Genomic DNA, 15,702 nt, shown 5'->3' with positions numbered 1-15,702 from the left:
AGCGATTACACCACCGCAGCGCCATGAAAGGAACCGTATGACGGAATTTAACCCTATCGACCATCCGCACCGCCGCTACAACCCGCTGAGCGACCAATGGGTGCTGGTCTCGCCGCACCGCGCCAAGCGCCCCTGGCAGGGCCAACAGGAAGCCGTGCCCGCGGAAATGCTGCCGGCACACGATCCCGACTGTTTCCTGTGCCCCGGCAACGCGCGCGTAACCGGCGATCGCAATCCGGATTACCGCGGCACCTACGTCTTTACCAACGATTTCGCCGCGCTGATGAGCGATACGCCGCCGGCGCCCGACAGCCGGGATCCGCTGATGCGCAGCCAGAGCGCGCGCGGCGTCAGCCGGGTGATCTGCTTCTCTCCCGATCACAGCAAGACCCTGCCCGAATTGACGCTGCCGGCGCTGGAGCAGGTGGTCGCTGCCTGGCAGGCGCAAACCGATGAGCTGGGCAAACACTACCCCTGGGTGCAGCTGTTCGAAAACAAAGGCGCAGCGATGGGCTGTTCCAACCCGCACCCACATGGGCAGGTCTGGGCCAACAGTTTTCTGCCGAACGAGGCCGAGCGCGAAGATCGCCTGCAACAGGCGTATTTCTGCGAACACGCCTCCCCGCTGCTGCTGGACTATGCGCAGCGCGAACTGGCCGCAGGCGAGCGCATCGTGGTGAACACCGAACACTGGCTGGCGGTGGTGCCCTACTGGGCCGCCTGGCCGTTTGAAACGCTGCTGCTGCCGAAAGCCGCGATACAGCGCATCACCGATCTCAGCGCGGCGCAAAGCCACGATCTGGCGCTGGCGCTGAAAAAGCTGACCAGTCGCTACGACAACCTGTTCCAGTGCTCTTTCCCCTACTCGATGGGGTGGCACGGTGCGCCGTTCAACGGCGCCGACAACCGGCACTGGCAGCTGCACGCTCATTTCTATCCGCCGCTGCTGCGTTCCGCCAGCGTGCGCAAATTTATGGTCGGTTACGAGATGTTGGCGGAAACCCAGCGCGACCTGACCGCCGAACAGGCCGCAGAACGTCTGCGCGCCGTCAGCGATATTCATTACCGTGAAGCCGGAGCCCAAGCATGAGCCTGAAACAGCTTACCCATTCTCTGTTTACCGAACACTTCGGCTACGCGCCGGCGCTGACCATTCAGGCGCCGGGGCGGGTGAACCTGATCGGCGAACATACCGATTACAACGACGGCTTCGTGCTGCCCTGCGCCATCGATTACCAAACCGTCATCGCCTGCGCCAAGCGTGACGACCGTCAGATCCGCGTGCTCGCCGCCGATTATCAAAACCAGCAGGATCAATTCTCGCTCGACGATCCGATCGTCAACCATCCCGATCAGCGCTGGTCCGACTATGTGCGTGGCGTGGTGAAGCATCTTCAGCGCCGCAACGCCGATTTCGGCGGCGCGGACCTGGTGATCGCCGGTAATGTGCCGCAGGGCGCGGGGCTCAGCTCCTCCGCAGCGCTGGAAGTGGCGGTGGGCCAGGCGCTGCAGGCGCTCTATCACCTGCCGCTGGACGGCGTAGCGCTGGCGCTGAACGGCCAGGAGGCGGAGAACCAGTTCGTCGGCTGCAACTGCGGCATCATGGATCAGTTGATCTCTGCGCTCGGCCGGCGCGGCAACGCCCTGCTGATCGACTGTCGCTCATTGGAGACCCGCGCGGTACCGATGCCGGACAACGTCGCGGTGGTGATCATCAACTCCAACGTGCAACGCGGGCTGGTGGACAGCGAATACAACACCCGTCGCAAACAGTGCGAAGAAGCGGCACGCTTCTTCGGCGTCAAGGCGCTGCGCGACGTCAGCCCGGAACAGTTTGGGGCGCGCCAACACCTGCTGGACCCGCGGGTGGCCAAACGCGCGCGCCACGTCATCAGCGAGAACGCCCGCACCCTGGCGGCGGCCGAGGCGCTGGCGGCCGGCGATCTGCAACGCATGGGCCGACTGATGGCTGAATCGCACGCCTCGATGCGCGACGACTTTGAAATCACCGTGCCGCCGATCGATCGGCTGGTCGAGATCGTCAAAGCGACGATCGGCCCGCACGGCGGCGTGCGCATGACCGGCGGCGGTTTCGGCGGCTGTATCGTCGCGCTGATGCCGCAGGATCTCGTGGAAACGGTGCGCGCCGCCGTGGCGCGCGAATATCCGCTGCAAACCGGTGGGCTGCGGGAAACGTTTTATGTCTGCCAGGCCTCGCAGGGAGCCGGCGCATGCTGACGGCTACCACGGCGGCGGCGCCCGACGGGCAGCCTTACCAACTGACGCAGCTGCAAAACGCCGCCGGCATGACCGTCACCCTGATGGACTGGGGCGCCACCTGGCTGTCCGCCGTCTTGCCGCTCAAATCCGGTGAGCGGCGCGAGCTGCTGCTCGGATGCCGCAGCGCGGCGGATTATCAACGCCAGAGCGCCTATCTGGGTGCCACCGTCGGCCGTTACGCCAACCGCATCGCCAACGCCAGTCTGCCCATCGACGGGAAATCCCATGCGCTGATCGCCAATCAGGGCGCCCACCAGCTGCACGGCGGCCCCGACGGCTTTCACGCTCGCCGCTGGCGCCGGGTACGGCACGACGAGCAGCAGGTCTGCTACGCGCTGCACTCGGCGGATGGCGATCAGGGTTTTCCCGGCAATCTCGACGTGCAGGTTTGCTATTACCTGACCCATGATAATCGCCTGGAAATCAGCTATCTGGCGCAGGTCGATCGCCCCTGCCCGGTCAATCTCACCAACCACGCCTATTTCAACCTGGACGGCGCCGGTACCGACGCCCGCGCCCAGCGGCTGCAGCTGTTTGCCGATCGCTATCTGCCCGTCGACGCCGAAGGCATTCCCTGCGCCGAACTGACGCCGGTGGACGACAGCGGCATGGATTTCCGCCAGCCAAAAACGCTGCTGCAGGATTTCCTGCGCGATCGTGACCAGCAGCGGGTTAAAGGCTACGATCATGCTTTTCTGCTGCACCGCGCCTGCGGCGCGCTGGAGAGCCCGGCGGCCCATTTGTGGTCCGCCGATGGGCAAGTGCAGATGAGCGTATTCACCGACGCGCCCGCGCTGCAACTCTACAGCGGCAACTATCTGGCCGGCACGCCGGCGCGCGATGGCGGCAGCTACGCCAACCATGCCGGCGTGGCGCTGGAGAGCGAATTTTTGCCGGACAGCCCGCATCACCCGGAGTGGCCACAGCCGGACTGCTGGCTGCAGCCGGGGAACCGCTACCGCAGCGCCACGCATTATCAGTTTTATCCTATCTAACCCGCCACGCCCCTCGCCGTGCGGCCGGGGGCGATTTGTTATAAATGCTTACCTTTTAGCGCTATCCCCCTACCGGCGCTCACCTTTCCTTATTCCAAAGCGCGCACTACACTCAGGCTACCGTGATAAGCACAACGCCTTGTGCAACGTCACAATTTTTGGCCGATGGCGGCCAGTCAATAGCTGAAGGAACACCTATGCGTCTGATTACTGCACTTCCATTGCTGGCGGGCTTAATGCTGAGCACCAATCTGATGGCGGCCGATACGACGACGGCGACAAAAACGCCTTCCCCGGCGCAGACGGCCCAACAGAAACGCATGACCGATTGCAACCAGCAGGCTTCCACCAAGTCGCTGAAAGGCGCGGATCGCTCCACCTTCATGAGCACCTGTCTGAAATCCGAAGGCACCGCCGCGACGGGCAAAACCCTGACGCCGCAGCAGCAGAAAATGAAAACCTGCAATGCCGACGCCAAGACCAAGAATCTGAAGGGCGACGCACGTAAAACCTTTATGAGCAACTGCCTGAAAAAATCGGCCTGATTTTCCCCACGCCACGGCGCGCACGGAGCGATTCCAGCGCGCCGTTTCTCCCGCCGTAGCGCCAGCCTGAACGATTCAGCTTTTTCCTTTCGACAGCCCTTACTTTGCGGCAAGAAATTGGCTATGGTTAGACACTATCGATTGCCGAGCCCCGGCCCGCGGCAATATAATGATTTTCGTTATCATTGAAATGTCAGATTATTAAGGAGTTAAGCTATGGCTGTAACTAAGCTGGTTCTGGTGCGTCACGGCGAAAGCCAGTGGAACCAAGAAAACCGCTTCACCGGTTGGTATGATGTTGATCTGTCCGACAAGGGCCGCACCGAAGCGAAAGCAGCAGGCAAGCTGTTGAAAGATGAAGGTTTCGCTTTCGACTTCGCTTACACCTCCGTACTGAAGCGCGCGATCCACACCCTGTGGAACATCCTCGACGAGCTGGATCAGGCCTGGTTGCCGACCGAAAAATCCTGGAAGCTGAACGAACGTCACTACGGCGCGCTGCAGGGTCTGAACAAAGCGGAAACCGCCGAGAAATACGGCGACGAGCAGGTGAAACAGTGGCGTCGCGGCTTCGCGGTGACCCCACCGGAGCTGACCAAAGAAGACGAGCGTTACCCTGGCCACGATCCGCGTTACTCCGCGCTGACCGAGCAAGAGCTGCCGCTGACCGAAAGCCTGGCGCTGACCATCGAGCGCGTTATCCCTTACTGGGACGAAGAGATCCTGCCACGCATCAAGAGCGGCGAGCGCGTGATCGTTGCGGCGCACGGCAACTCCCTGCGCGCGCTGGTGAAATACCTGGATAACCTGAGCGAAGACGAAATCCTCGAGCTGAACATCCCAACCGGCGTGCCATTGGTGTATGAGTTCGACGAGAACTTCAAGCCAACCAAACGTTACTACCTGGGCAATGCCGACGAGATCGCTGCAAAAGCGGCTGCCGTAGCCAACCAAGGTAAAGCGAAGTAATTTCGCCCGTTAACGAAAAAGCCCCCGGTGAAAACCGGGGGCTTTTTTATTACTGTCGCGGCGGTTGCGCCATCGCCTTGTTCACCGCCTCCAGCCGTTCCTGCATCGCCGGATGGGTGCTGAGCCAGGCCGGCAGCGCCCAGCCATCAGCCGTATCCCGCTCAGGTGCCTGCGCTAACGCGCGATAGATCGCCGCCATTTCCGCCAGCGAACGCCCCTGGCGCCGCATTTCCGCGATGGCAAACGCATCCGCCTCACGTTCCATACCGCGGGAAAACTGCATTTCATTCACGAAGGACGCAGACTGCAGCAGCGTGTCGCCAATGCCGCTCACGTCGCCGGTCATCCACATCAGCGTCAACGCCACCAGTGACGAGCGCACCAGCATGCGCATCGGATGGCGATGAGCGTGATGCCCCATCTCGTGCAGCATCACCGCCGCCAACCCATCGTCGTTTTTCGACAAGGCGACCAGCCCATCGCTGAGCACCAGCGTGCCGTCCGACAACATAAAGGCGTTCGGTGCACCGGGCACCGCCATCAACTTCAGCGACAGTGGCGTGCGCTCCTGGCGCATATCAGTCGGCATCACCTGCCGAAACAGCTGCTGCAACGCCTGTTGCCGTTCGGCCGGCAGAGCAGAAGGCTTGAAACCGCTCTGGCTCAAAAACGTCTGTGTATGTTCGCCCAGCGTCTGTTCCACCGACGTGGGAATGCGCATGGAGATCTCGCTGCTCGCCCAGGGCAGTACCACATAAACATAAGCCACCACCGCCAGCAGCGTCATCAGCAACGCTAGAGCGACGCCACGTTTATGACGTTCGAGACGATGCACCCAACCCGGCGAGCGGCGCTGATAGAACCAACGGCGGAAGGCCGCGTCGTCATGCGGCACGAAGCGCGCGCCGTCGCTGAAGGTCAGCGTCAGCGGAATATTGCCCAACGCCGCAGAAACGGTGATGTCCGCCAGCGGGATGTAACGTTGCTCATCCTGCCGCTGCAGCGTCACGCCCTCGCCGCTTTCGTTCACCAGCAGGCGAGCCGCCTCACGTGCGGCCCGCCCCGGCAACTGGTAAGCACCTTCGAGGATCATTGGCGCCTTAGAAGCTGCCGCCCAGATCCAGCGCCTGCACCGCTTCTTCGGCCACCGCGCTGTTGGCGGTTTCCTGATGCGCCGCAATGTCCAGCAACGCCAGGTCGCCTTCGACCGCCGTGCTTTCTGCCAGATAACGGGCGTGACGCACTTCCGCCACCGGCGCAGCAAAGCCGAGCGAGAACAGCGTGATCAGTGTATTGGTGATCAACAGCCCCATATACGGCAGCGTTTGCATCGAAGAGCGCAGTTTGATGTTGCCGTTCAGCGTCGCTTGGTTAAACAGATAGTTGCGTTGGGCAACGATCTGATAGCTGCCGGCAATCAAGGCACCAATCAGCAATATCACCATCATCAGCAGTAAACTGCCGATATTCTCCAGCACCAGCAAATCCGCGGTTTCATCCGTCAGCATGCCCATCAATACCATTTGGTACAGTGACAGGATAAACGACCCCATACACACCAGCGCAGCCAACATGAACGGCAGGAAAATGAGCAGGCCGATCAAGGAAAATTTGATAAAGGCTGACTTTTTCAGCTCGGCAATAAACGGCGTACGGCCGAAGAACAGATTATTGACGTACAGATCGTGCTGCAGTGCGCTAATAATACCGTTGACGGCGGCGAATGCCGGCACGGCCAACATCATCGTCAGCACCAGCATAAGGCTGATGGCGCTGATGCTGCCAAAGCCGCTGCCAATACTGAGCAAAATGATTAAGGCGACATACAGTCCGATAATCAGTAATAGCGGGCAGAACAGTAACGCCCAATAGGCGCGACCGGTGCGGCAGACATAATTAAAGCGCACGCCGCGGTAGCTCGACATAATCGCATTGTAGCGCCAGCTGCGGATAACGACCCACGGCAGCAGGGCCAGCAACGCCAATAAGGCCAGCAGCCCCAGCAGCGGCGCCACCGCCAGCAGAATATAAAACACGATGATGCCGCCGATCACCAGCAGCCGTCCCTTCAAAATTTGCAACGGTTGCGCATGGTAATCGAAACGATCGCCGTCCAACTCCGTGTTGCCGTAAAAATAGCGACGACGACGCACCGTCGCCCAGGCGGAATAGATGCCTAAAGTCACAATGGTCAATAGTGCATTGACTAACCAAATAGCGAAGTATTCGCCACCTTTCCCATGGAATTTAATTCTATGCAGCCCCAGCGACTGCGAGGTATCGGTATTGCTTGTCATAATTCTTTCGTCCTGAAAGTAATAGGTCATACCACCCCCCACTTATTTAGTCATGCGGGGTTTGTGGAATAAAAAAGCGTCTTATATAAGCACAATGCCGCGAGCAGTGACAATTATTCTTTTTTAAAATGGGAAATAATGTGGCGACGGTCGTTTAATGATTTAATAAACCTATTAGTTGTAAGCCTTAAATTAACAAGAGATATAGAATGGGAATGTCGAGTATAAAAACAAGGGCCCGCTACCGGGCCCCTTATCAGTATCGTCGCGATTAGCCACGGCGCGCTTTCACCGCCGCCGCCAGATCGCGCAGCACGGTTTCGGTGTCCTGCCAGCCGATGCAGCCGTCGGTCACGCTCTTGCCGTAAACCAGCGGTTCGCCGCTTTCGAGGTTTTGGTTACCTTCCACCAGGTGGCTTTCGATCATCACACCGATAATCGCTTTTTCACCGCCGCCAATCTGCCCGCAGACGTCAGCGCTCACGTCCATCTGTTTCTTGAACTGCTTGCTGCTGTTGGCATGGCTGAAGTCGATCATCACCTGGGCCGGCAACCCGGCTTTGCTCAGGCCGGCTTTCACTTCCTTCACGTGCGCCGCGCTGTAGTTCGGCTCTTTGCCGCCACGCAGAATAATGTGGCAGTCGCCGTTGCCGCTGGTGTTGACGATCGCCGAGTGGCCCCACTTGGTCACCGACAGGAAGCAGTGCGGCGCGCCGGCGGCGTTAATGGCGTCGATCGCCACCTTGATGGTGCCGTCGGTGCCGTTCTTGAAACCGACCGGACAAGAGAGGCCGGAGGCCAGCTCGCGGTGCACTTGCGATTCCGTGGTGCGCGCGCCGATAGCGCCCCAGCTCATCAGATCCGCCAGATACTGCGGCGTAATCATGTCGAGGAATTCGCCGGCGGCCGGCAAACCGCTGTCGTTGATCTCCACCAGCAGCTTGCGCGCCAGGCGCAGGCCGTCGTTGATGTTGAAGCTGTTGTCCATCTGCGGATCGTTGATCAGGCCTTTCCAGCCCACGGTGGTGCGCGGTTTTTCGAAGTAAACGCGCATCACCACTTCCAGCTCGCCGCTCAGTTCATCACGCAGCGCCAGCAGGCGCCCCGCGTACTCTTTGGCGGCTTTGGTATCGTGGATAGAACAAGGGCCAATCACCACCAGCAGGCGATCGTCGCTGCCGCGAAGGATATTGTGAATTGCGCTGCGGGCCTGGGACACCGTCTTTGCTGCGCGTTCAGTGGCCGGGAATTTCTCCAGCAAAGCCACCGGCGGCAGGAGTTCCTTAATATCATTAATGCGTAAATCGTCGTTTTGGTAATTCATAGCTTTTCCATTCGGTATCGTGGGGTATTTCGCAGTGCGTAACGGTGTAGATCCAAACAATCTAGCCTGTGGGAATGGCGCTGTAAATCACCTTTGCCCCCCACCGCTGGAACCGCCAAATTAACAGCAGATTGTGCTGTTTCATCAGGGGAGCGCAGAGCCTCCTTTTTCGCTATGCTAGCGTTCAGAATATAAAGTGACCCGAGTTGAACATGCCCTCTCTGTTATTAGTTGATGACCACCCGGTGGTTCATGTCGCACTGGAAGCGGCGCTAATGAAGTCTTCCCGTTCCTACCGCCTGCAGGCGGCGCAGGACGACCTTCAGGCACTGGCCCTGTTGGCCGAGGCCGCTTTCGGCCTGGTGATCCTGGATATCGGCCTGCCGCAGGTCGACGGGTTGCAGCTGCTGAAAAAAATCCGCCGCCGCTACCCGCAACAGCCGATCCTGATCTATACCGCGCAGGAGGCCGATGTCTATGCACGCATGGCGCATGCCGCCGGTGCCAACGGCTTCGTTCATAAAGGCAGTTCGCTGGAACAACTGGTGCAGGCGATCGAACGGGTGCTCGACGGCGAAGTGAGCTTCCCCGCCGCCGCGCTGGCCGAAGAGGTGCCGTCGGCGGACGGTGCGCTGCTCACCGCCAAAGAGCTCGAGGTGCTGGGCTTGCTGAGCCAGGGGCTGTCCAACCTGCAGATCGCCGACCTGCTGCATATCAGCAACAAGACCGTCAGCACCCACAAGAAAAACATCCAGCGCAAAACCGGCGCCGGCAACCTGCTGGAGCTGGTGGCGGTGTTTAAAGAGCTGGCGCCATGATGCGACGCGCCCTGCTGCTGCTCATCCTGTGGTGCGGTCTGGCGCAGGCGGCGGAGCCGGTGCGTTATCAGTTGGTCAGCAACCTGAATACCCCAGAAAACATGCTGATCGTCGGCGAGAAAAATCCCTGGCGCGACCACACGCTGCGCGTCGGCATCATCAGTGAAAACACCAGCCCGTACAACATCATCGTGGATGACGATCTGTACGGACTGAACGCCGACTACCTCGGCTATATCCAGCAGGTGACCGGCATCCGCTTCGCCATTTACGGCTTCGCCGACCTGGCGCAGCTGGAGCAGGCGCTACACGACGGCAAGATCGATCTGCTGTACGGCATCCCGCAGAGTGAAGCGCTGCATGGGCTAAAGGTCTCGCAGCCTTACTATGTCAGCAACCTGCGCGTGTTGCGCGATCGCAGCAACGATCGGCCGGTGATGATCAATTCCCCCAACGCCCGCGTCGCGATCGGCGCCCTGACCGACATGCAATCCGGCGGTGCTCTGCAGGCGGTCGCGTCGCAGGTTCAGCGCTACGACAACAACCTGCAGGCGGTCTACTCGCTGCTCAACGGCAGCAGCGACTACTTTATCGCCGACGAGGCCAGCGCCAGCTTTATCATCGACCAGCTGCAGCTCGGCCAGCTCTATCAGATCGAGAGCAACGAAAATCTGGGTAACCTGTCCTTCGTGTTCGCCGCCGCCGACTCACGGCTGATCGACACGCTGGACACCGCCATCGCCGACACGCCGATGGAGCTGATGAACGCCCTGCAGAGCCGTTGGAGCAAGAAGATCCCCAGCTACCTCGACACCGGCAATGCCGATCTGACGACGATGGAGAAGAACTGGGTGGCGAGCCACCGCGTGGTTTACTACGCCGCCATCGAGAACAACTTCCCGTTCGCCTATCGCGGTTCCGACGGCCAGCCGCGCGGCTACGCCATCGACATTCTCAACATCATCGCGCAAAACACCGGGCTGCGCTTCGCGCCGCTGTGGGCACGCAACGCCGAGCAGGCGGATCAGCTGGTGCAATCCGGCCAGGCCAGCTTCCGCGCCGCCCTGCCGCTGGCGCGCGGCGTCAAGGCGCGCTATGGCGCCAGCATGCCGATCCACCGTTCGCTGTGGGGCGTTTACGTCGGCCAGTACGCCAACGGCATCTCAACCTGGAGCGATCTGGCCGGTAAGCGCATCGGCGTGCTACAGGGCGATTTGGCCCAGGGACTGGTGCCGGAGCAAGAACAGACCGTCAGCTTCGCCGACAGCAAATCCCTGTATGACGCGCTGGCCAACGGCCAACTGGATGCGTTGGTGGATAACGTCATCTCCGCCAACTTTTTGGCGCTGTCGCGCTATTCCGGCGCCATCAAGCTGGCCTTCGCCGCCAATAACATTCCCTATCCGGTGGCCTTCGGCGTGCGCCGCGATCAACCTCTTCTGTTGGCGATCCTCGATAAGAACCTGATGCAGATCCCGGCGGACACCCTGCAATCGCTGCGCGACGAGTGGATCGTCGATCGCAGCAACCTGATCGACGCGGTGAACGATAACCGCATGCCGCCGCAGACCACCTGGCTGCTGGCGCTGCTGGCCGCCGCCACCGTGCTGCTGTTGGCGCTGACGCTGCGCCGTTTCATGCTGCAGCGCCGTGAAAAACGCGAACGCGAAGAGCTCGAGCACGCGCGCCGCCGCGCCGAAGCGGAAAACCGCATGAAGAGCAAATTCCTCGCCACCGTCAGCCACGAACTGCGCACGCCGATGCACGCCATCCTCGGCCTGCTGGAGCTGGAGCTCAAACGCCAGCCTGCGCCGGAAGGCCTGCCGGTGATTTACAGCTCGGCCTCTTCGCTGCTCAACCTGCTCAACGACCTGCAGGATCACGCCCGGTTGGAAACCGGTTCGCTGACGCTGGCGCCGAAACCGGTGGCGCTGCGCCCCTGGGTGGCGCGCATCGATGCGCTCTACCGACCGCTGATCGGCGCGCGGCCGCTGACGCTGAGCATCGTAGCGGACCCGGCGCTGCCGGAGACGGTGATCATTGATGGTGAGCGTTTACTTCAGGTGGCTAACAACTTGATAAACAACGCGATAAAATTCACGGCGCGCGGCGCTATTCAAGTCGACGTCGGCTGGCGCGCACAGGATGAGCGGCAGGGTGAATTGCATCTGACGGTGGACGACAGCGGCTGTGGCATCGCCGCCGATGAGATAAGCAAGCTGTTCCAACCGTTTTACCGTGCGCGCGGCGCGCAACGCGTCTCGGTGCAGGGCACCGGTCTGGGGTTGTCGATCTGCAAAGAGATCGTCGAACAGATGGGTGGCCGCATCGAGCTGCAATCGCAGCCGGGCGTCGGCACCCGCGTCGAGGTGGCGATACCGGTCGTGCTGAGCGGCGCAGCGCCAGCGGTCGCCCTGGAGGAACATACCCTCGCCTTGCCGCCTTCCGCCTTGCGTACCGCGCTGATCGACGATCACCCCACCAATCTGTTGTTGATGGAACGCCAGCTGCGCCACTTCGGGCTGCAGCCCGCCCGCTTTGAACAAGGCTATGCGCTGTTGAAGGCCCAGCGCCGGCAGCCGTTCGATCTGCTGTTTATCGACTATAACATGCCACGCCCGGACGGCCTGACGCTGGCCAGGCTGATCCGGCGCGACGAACAACGGCTGCAGCGCCCGCCTTGCCGCATCGTGCTCTGTTCGGCAGACGTACAAGAGTTTACCCGCATCCCGCCGGGGCTGGTGGCGATCGACCATTTCCTGACCAAACCGATCGCACTGGCGGCGATCGGCCAGGTATTGGCTCAGCAACCGCAGGCGCAGGAAGAAAAGTCAGTCCTTACTGACCTGCGGCAAACGCTGGCTGAGATGGCGGGCGGCGATAGCCCCATGATACAGCGGCTGGCGCAGACGCTCAGCGAAACGCTGCGGCAAGACCGGCAGCGGCTCGCAGACGCCGCCGCCGTGAACGACTGGCCGCGCCTGGAGCAAGCGGCCCATCGCATCAAGGGCAGCCTGCTGATGCTGCAGCGGCCGGAAGCCGCGCAGCTGTGCCAACAGCTGGTGGAAACCGCACATCGGGGCGAGCTTGCCGCCGCGGCTTATACTAAATTAAACGCGTTAGTGGCGCAGATATTGCCGGAGCTGGACGCTCTGCTCGCCGCCGCCCCCTCTTTCGCTACGCATAAGGATGAATAATGTCGAACACGCCACACGTACACCTGCCGAAAGACAGTAATAGTAAACGCCTACTGACCGCTTTTTTAGTCACCGCCGTCTTCATGGTGGCTGAAGTGGTCGGCGGCCTGTTGTCCGGCTCGCTGGCGCTGTTGGCCGACGCCGGCCATATGCTGACCGATGCCGCCGCGCTGCTGGTAGCGCTGATGGCGGTACACTTCTCCCAGCGCAAACCCAACGCGCGCCACACCTTCGGCTATCTGCGCCTGACCACCCTGGCGGCCTTCCTCAACGCCGCGGCGCTGCTGGTGATCGTAGTATTCATCCTGTGGGAGGCGATACGGCGTTTCTTCGAACCGCAGCCGGTGATGGGTACCCCGATGCTGATTATCGCCGTGGCGGGGCTGCTGGCGAACCTGTTCGCCTTCTGGCTGCTGCATCGCGGCAGCGAAGAGAAGAATATCAACGTACGCGCCGCCGCGCTGCATGTGCTGGGTGACCTGCTCGGCTCGGTGGGCGCCATCGGCGCCGCCATCGTCATTCTGGTCACCGGCTGGACGCCGATTGACCCGATTCTCTCGGTGCTGGTCTCCTGTCTGGTGCTGCGCAGCGCCTGGCGGTTATTGAAGGAGAGCTTCCACGAACTGCTGGAAGGCACGCCGCAGGAGGTGGATATCGCCAAGCTGCAAAAAGACCTGTGCCTGAACATCCCGGAAGTGCGCAACATCCACCATGTACACGTCTGGCAGATCGGCGAACAGAAGCTGATGACGCTGCATGCGCAGGTGGTCCCGCCGCATGACCATGACGGGCTGTTGCAACGCATCCAGGCTTATCTGTTGGAACACTACAAGATTGGCCACGTGACCATTCAGATGGAATACCAGCACTGCGAGACGCCGGACTGCGGCATCAACCGGGCACCGGAACCGAGTGAACACTCACATGCCGAAGCGCACTCCCATCTGGGACATCGCCACTAAGCCAAGAGGGCGCCATTACGGCGCCCTCTGCGTTGTTATGGTGCGGAAGAGAGCGGGTTGGAGTGATTGCGCCCGGCGCTTTTGATCCACAGCCAGGAACCGTTCAGGGCGATCAGCGTCAGGATGACATACTCCAACGCCATCGCGTACACGCCCTGATAGGCGAAAATCGCCACGCTGATGACATCGATCACCACCCACAGCAGCCAGTTTTCCACATATTTGCGCGTCATCAGGATCATCGCCACGATGGACAGCACCATCATCGCCGAATCCCAGAACGGGAAAGCATCCGGCTGCAGCGCCGGCATCTGTACGTTCAGCCCCAGCCCTTGCATCACCGCCACCGCGATCTGCGTCAGCCAGGCGAACACGCGATCGATATTGAAGGTCATCAGACCGATGCCGATAACGCAGACCGCCGCCCAGGCCAGCGCTTTCGGCAGCGATAGCCAGCGGATCTGCAGCTCAGCCTGATTATCCTGCGTCTGGCGGCTCCAGGCGTACCAACCGTAAATGTTGGCGCCGAAGAAGAACAGCTGCAGCAGCAGGCTGGCATACAGCTGGATCTGGAAGAAAATCACCGCGAACAGCGTGACGTTGATCAGGCCGAACAGGTAGTTGATGATTTTTTCCTTGCTGGCGTACCAGATGCACAGCAACCCGAACAGCGTGCCGATGGCTTCGATCCACGACAGATCGTAACCGCCCGCGCCAAGCGGAATATGCACCAGAATATTGCTGGTACTGAAGAAGCTCATGAAGTCATCCTTTTAAACGGTTAAGCGTTGCCTTTAACCTGCATCTTAAGCTGAGCGGCAAAATCCAGCATGCGGTTCAGCGGCACCAGCGCCTTTTCACGCAGCGCGGCGTCCACGTGGATCTCATGCTGTGCGCCCCCCTGCTCCAGCCCTTCTGCAATCGCTTTCAGGCCGTTCATCGCCATCCACGGGCAATGCGCGCAGCTGCGGCAGGTCGCCCCTTCTCCGGCGGTCGGCGCCTCGAACAGCGCCTTGTCCGGACAGGCCTGCTGCATCTTGTAAAAGATACCGCGATCGGTGGCGACAATCAGCTGTTGATGCGGCAATGTTTTCGCCGCCTGAATCAGTTGGCTGGTCGAGCCCACCGCATCCGCCAGCTCGACCACCGCCTGAGGCGATTCGGGGTGCACCAAAATGGCCGCCTGCGGATAAAGCGCCTTCATGCGCCGCAGCGCCTGAGTCTTGAACTCGTCATGGACAATGCAAGCGCCTTGCCAGCACAGCACGTCGGCACCGGTCTGCTTCTGCACGTAGCTACCGAGATGGCGATCCGGTGCCCAGATGATCTTCTCGCCCAGGCTATCCAGGTGTTCGATCAGTTCGACGGCGATGCTGGAAGTGACCACCCAGTCGGCGCGCGCTTTAACCGCCGCCGAGGTGTTCGCATAGACCACCACGGTGCGATTGGGGTGGCTGTCGCAAAACGCATGGAACTCTTCTTCCGGGCAACCCAGATCCAGCGAACATTCGGCAAACAGCGTCGGCATCAGCACCTGCTTTTCCGGGCTGAGGATCTTGGCGGTTTCCCCCATGAAACGCACGCCGGCCACCAACAGCGTGGAGGCTGGATGGGCGCTGCCGAAACGCGCCATTTCCAGCGAGTCCGCCACGCAGCCGCCGGTTTCTTCCGCCAGCGCCTGGATTTCCGGATCGGTATAATAATGGGCAACCATCACCGCATTACGCTGCTTGAGCAGGGCTTTGATCTTCTCGCGATAAAAGGCTTTTTCCGCTACGTCCAGCGGCACCGGTTTGGGCGGGAAGGGATACACCGCCGCGTTGACATCAAACATTTCACTCATCGCTGCAATCTCATGCTAGGCTGGGCGCCTGCCGCGTGAATATCGCCTGCCTTAACGCCCCTCGTTTTATATACTAAACAAAATACCTAAAATTGCGCGAAAAGTCCGCTGATATTTTCACATTTGCGCACTTGGTGTTTAATGGATTAAAAACACAGAAAATGACCGCGCAGATCGCAGCGGATAATGGCCTGGCGAAAGCCTATCGCGTTCAGAGAAGAGTGGGATGCTGGTCGATGCGGTGTTGAAACGAGAAAGCGGTGGTTTAGGTTGCGGTGACTCAGAAACGAAAAAAGCGCCCAAAGGCGCTTTTTTCTGAATTGGTGGGTCGTGCAGGATTGATTCGGCCTTTGGCCTCACCCTACGGGCAACGCTGCGCGTTGTCGTATCGCTGCGCGATGCTCGAACCTGAGCGCAGGATCTCACCCGCACGACTCGGTGAACTCTGCTAGCAAGAGAATAAAGCAGGGCC

General features: G+C 60.5%; 13 protein-coding genes and 1 other RNA gene. 8 read left to right on the top strand and 6 right to left on the bottom strand.

What is annotated here, in order from left to right; all coding sequences use genetic code 11:
• Positions 1-37: 37 nt before the first annotated feature.
• From galT to gpmA, 5 genes are all read left to right on the top strand, one after another.
• Positions 38-1,090 (top strand): galactose-1-phosphate uridylyltransferase, encoded by a 1,053-nt coding sequence (galT, locus tag BHU62_RS04550; protein WP_073529358.1) that lies wholly within the window; start codon positions 38-40, stop codon positions 1,088-1,090.
• The gene (galK, locus tag BHU62_RS04545; RefSeq protein ID WP_073529357.1) at positions 1,087-2,238 is read left to right on the top strand and encodes a galactokinase; all 1,152 of its coding nucleotides are present in this window, start codon (positions 1,087-1,089) and stop codon (positions 2,236-2,238) included. Before galT ends, galK begins: the two co-directional genes overlap by 4 nt.
• A complete protein-coding gene (gene galM, locus BHU62_RS04540) occupies positions 2,232-3,275 on the top strand; it encodes a galactose-1-epimerase (protein WP_073529355.1) in 1,044 nt (347 codons plus the stop codon). Before galK ends, galM begins: the two co-directional genes overlap by 7 nt.
• A 197-nt stretch (positions 3,276-3,472) precedes the next feature.
• Positions 3,473-3,820, top strand: coding sequence for a PsiF family protein (locus BHU62_RS04535; RefSeq protein ID WP_073529354.1), 348 nt, complete (start codon positions 3,473-3,475; stop codon positions 3,818-3,820).
• 216 nt (positions 3,821-4,036) lie between these two features.
• Complete coding sequence (gpmA, locus tag BHU62_RS04530; RefSeq protein ID WP_073529353.1) at positions 4,037-4,789, top strand: 2,3-diphosphoglycerate-dependent phosphoglycerate mutase; 753 nt, start codon at positions 4,037-4,039, stop codon at positions 4,787-4,789.
• A gap of 49 nt (positions 4,790-4,838) precedes the next feature.
• Here the strand turns inward: gpmA and BHU62_RS04525 are convergent, their stop codons facing one another.
• The 3 genes from BHU62_RS04525 to aroG all read right to left on the bottom strand — a co-directional run bounded on the left by BHU62_RS04525 (position 4,839) and on the right by aroG (position 8,410).
• Positions 4,839-5,882, bottom strand: a complete 1,044-nt coding sequence (locus BHU62_RS04525) for a M48 family metallopeptidase (RefSeq protein ID WP_073529352.1) — start codon at positions 5,880-5,882, stop codon at positions 4,839-4,841.
• A 7-nt stretch (positions 5,883-5,889) separates the two neighbouring features.
• A complete protein-coding gene (locus BHU62_RS04520; RefSeq protein WP_073529649.1) occupies positions 5,890-7,086 on the bottom strand; it encodes a YjgN family protein in 1,197 nt (398 codons plus the stop codon).
• Between the two features lie 271 nt (positions 7,087-7,357).
• Entirely contained in the window at positions 7,358-8,410 is a 1,053-nt protein-coding gene (aroG, locus tag BHU62_RS04515; protein WP_073529351.1) for a 3-deoxy-7-phosphoheptulonate synthase AroG, read from the bottom strand.
• Positions 8,411-8,622: 212 nt separating this feature from the next.
• Here aroG and BHU62_RS04510 point away from each other — a divergent pair, with 212 nt between their 5' ends.
• Genes BHU62_RS04510 through zitB form a run of 3 tightly spaced genes read left to right on the top strand, consistent with a single transcriptional unit; the run spans position 8,623 to position 13,387 of the window.
• Complete coding sequence (locus BHU62_RS04510) at positions 8,623-9,228, top strand: response regulator transcription factor (RefSeq protein ID WP_073529350.1); 606 nt, start codon at positions 8,623-8,625, stop codon at positions 9,226-9,228.
• On the top strand, positions 9,225-12,425 hold the full coding sequence (locus BHU62_RS04505; RefSeq protein WP_073529349.1) for an ATP-binding protein: 3,201 nt from the start codon (positions 9,225-9,227) through the stop codon (positions 12,423-12,425). The genes BHU62_RS04510 and BHU62_RS04505 overlap by 4 nt, the downstream gene beginning before the upstream one ends.
• Positions 12,425-13,387: a CDF family zinc transporter ZitB gene (gene zitB / locus BHU62_RS04500; protein WP_073529348.1), complete on the top strand. Its 963-nt coding sequence runs from the start codon at positions 12,425-12,427 to the stop codon at positions 13,385-13,387. Before BHU62_RS04505 ends, zitB begins: the two co-directional genes overlap by 1 nt.
• A 35-nt stretch (positions 13,388-13,422) precedes the next feature.
• Here the strand turns inward: zitB and pnuC are convergent, their stop codons facing one another.
• The 3 genes from pnuC to BHU62_RS04485 all read right to left on the bottom strand — a co-directional run bounded on the left by pnuC (position 13,423) and on the right by BHU62_RS04485 (position 15,676).
• Complete coding sequence (gene pnuC / locus BHU62_RS04495) at positions 13,423-14,148, bottom strand: nicotinamide riboside transporter PnuC (protein WP_073529347.1); 726 nt, start codon at positions 14,146-14,148, stop codon at positions 13,423-13,425.
• Between the two features lie 20 nt (positions 14,149-14,168).
• Positions 14,169-15,230 (bottom strand): quinolinate synthase NadA, encoded by a 1,062-nt coding sequence (gene nadA, locus BHU62_RS04490; protein WP_073529346.1) that lies wholly within the window; start codon positions 15,228-15,230, stop codon positions 14,169-14,171.
• 321 nt (positions 15,231-15,551) lie between these two features.
• Positions 15,552-15,676: non-coding RNA, RtT sRNA (locus BHU62_RS04485), on the bottom strand.
• Positions 15,677-15,702: the final 26 nt, after the last annotated feature.

It is taken from the genome of Serratia marcescens (genome assembly GCF_001902635.1).
GTDB lineage: Bacteria > Pseudomonadota > Gammaproteobacteria > Enterobacterales > Enterobacteriaceae > Serratia > Serratia marcescens_F.
The sequence above is the reverse complement of the archived record's forward strand: the minus strand, read 5'-3'. Positions and strand labels throughout refer to the sequence as shown.

Excerpts from the sequence above, each read along its gene's own strand:
- pnuC (WP_073529347.1), bottom strand. The coding sequence starts at position 14,148 with ATGAGCTTCTTCAGTACCAGCAATATTCTGGTGCATATTCCGCTTGGC.
- nadA (WP_073529346.1), bottom strand. The coding sequence starts at position 15,230 with ATGAGTGAAATGTTTGATGTCAACGCGGCGGTGTATCCCTTCCCGCCC.
- BHU62_RS04525 (WP_073529352.1), bottom strand. The coding sequence starts at position 5,882 with ATGATCCTCGAAGGTGCTTACCAGTTGCCGGGGCGGGCCGCACGTGAG.
- galK (WP_073529357.1), top strand. The coding sequence starts at position 1,087 with ATGAGCCTGAAACAGCTTACCCATTCTCTGTTTACCGAACACTTCGGC.
- BHU62_RS04510 (WP_073529350.1), top strand. The coding sequence starts at position 8,623 with ATGCCCTCTCTGTTATTAGTTGATGACCACCCGGTGGTTCATGTCGCA.
- BHU62_RS04505 (WP_073529349.1), top strand. The coding sequence starts at position 9,225 with ATGATGCGACGCGCCCTGCTGCTGCTCATCCTGTGGTGCGGTCTGGCG.
- gpmA (WP_073529353.1), top strand. The coding sequence starts at position 4,037 with ATGGCTGTAACTAAGCTGGTTCTGGTGCGTCACGGCGAAAGCCAGTGG.
- aroG (WP_073529351.1), bottom strand. The coding sequence starts at position 8,410 with ATGAATTACCAAAACGACGATTTACGCATTAATGATATTAAGGAACTC.
- galT (WP_073529358.1), top strand. The coding sequence starts at position 38 with ATGACGGAATTTAACCCTATCGACCATCCGCACCGCCGCTACAACCCG.
- galM (WP_073529355.1), top strand. The coding sequence starts at position 2,232 with ATGCTGACGGCTACCACGGCGGCGGCGCCCGACGGGCAGCCTTACCAA.
- BHU62_RS04535 (WP_073529354.1), top strand. The coding sequence starts at position 3,473 with ATGCGTCTGATTACTGCACTTCCATTGCTGGCGGGCTTAATGCTGAGC.
- zitB (WP_073529348.1), top strand. The coding sequence starts at position 12,425 with ATGTCGAACACGCCACACGTACACCTGCCGAAAGACAGTAATAGTAAA.
- BHU62_RS04520 (WP_073529649.1), bottom strand. The coding sequence starts at position 7,086 with ATGACAAGCAATACCGATACCTCGCAGTCGCTGGGGCTGCATAGAATT.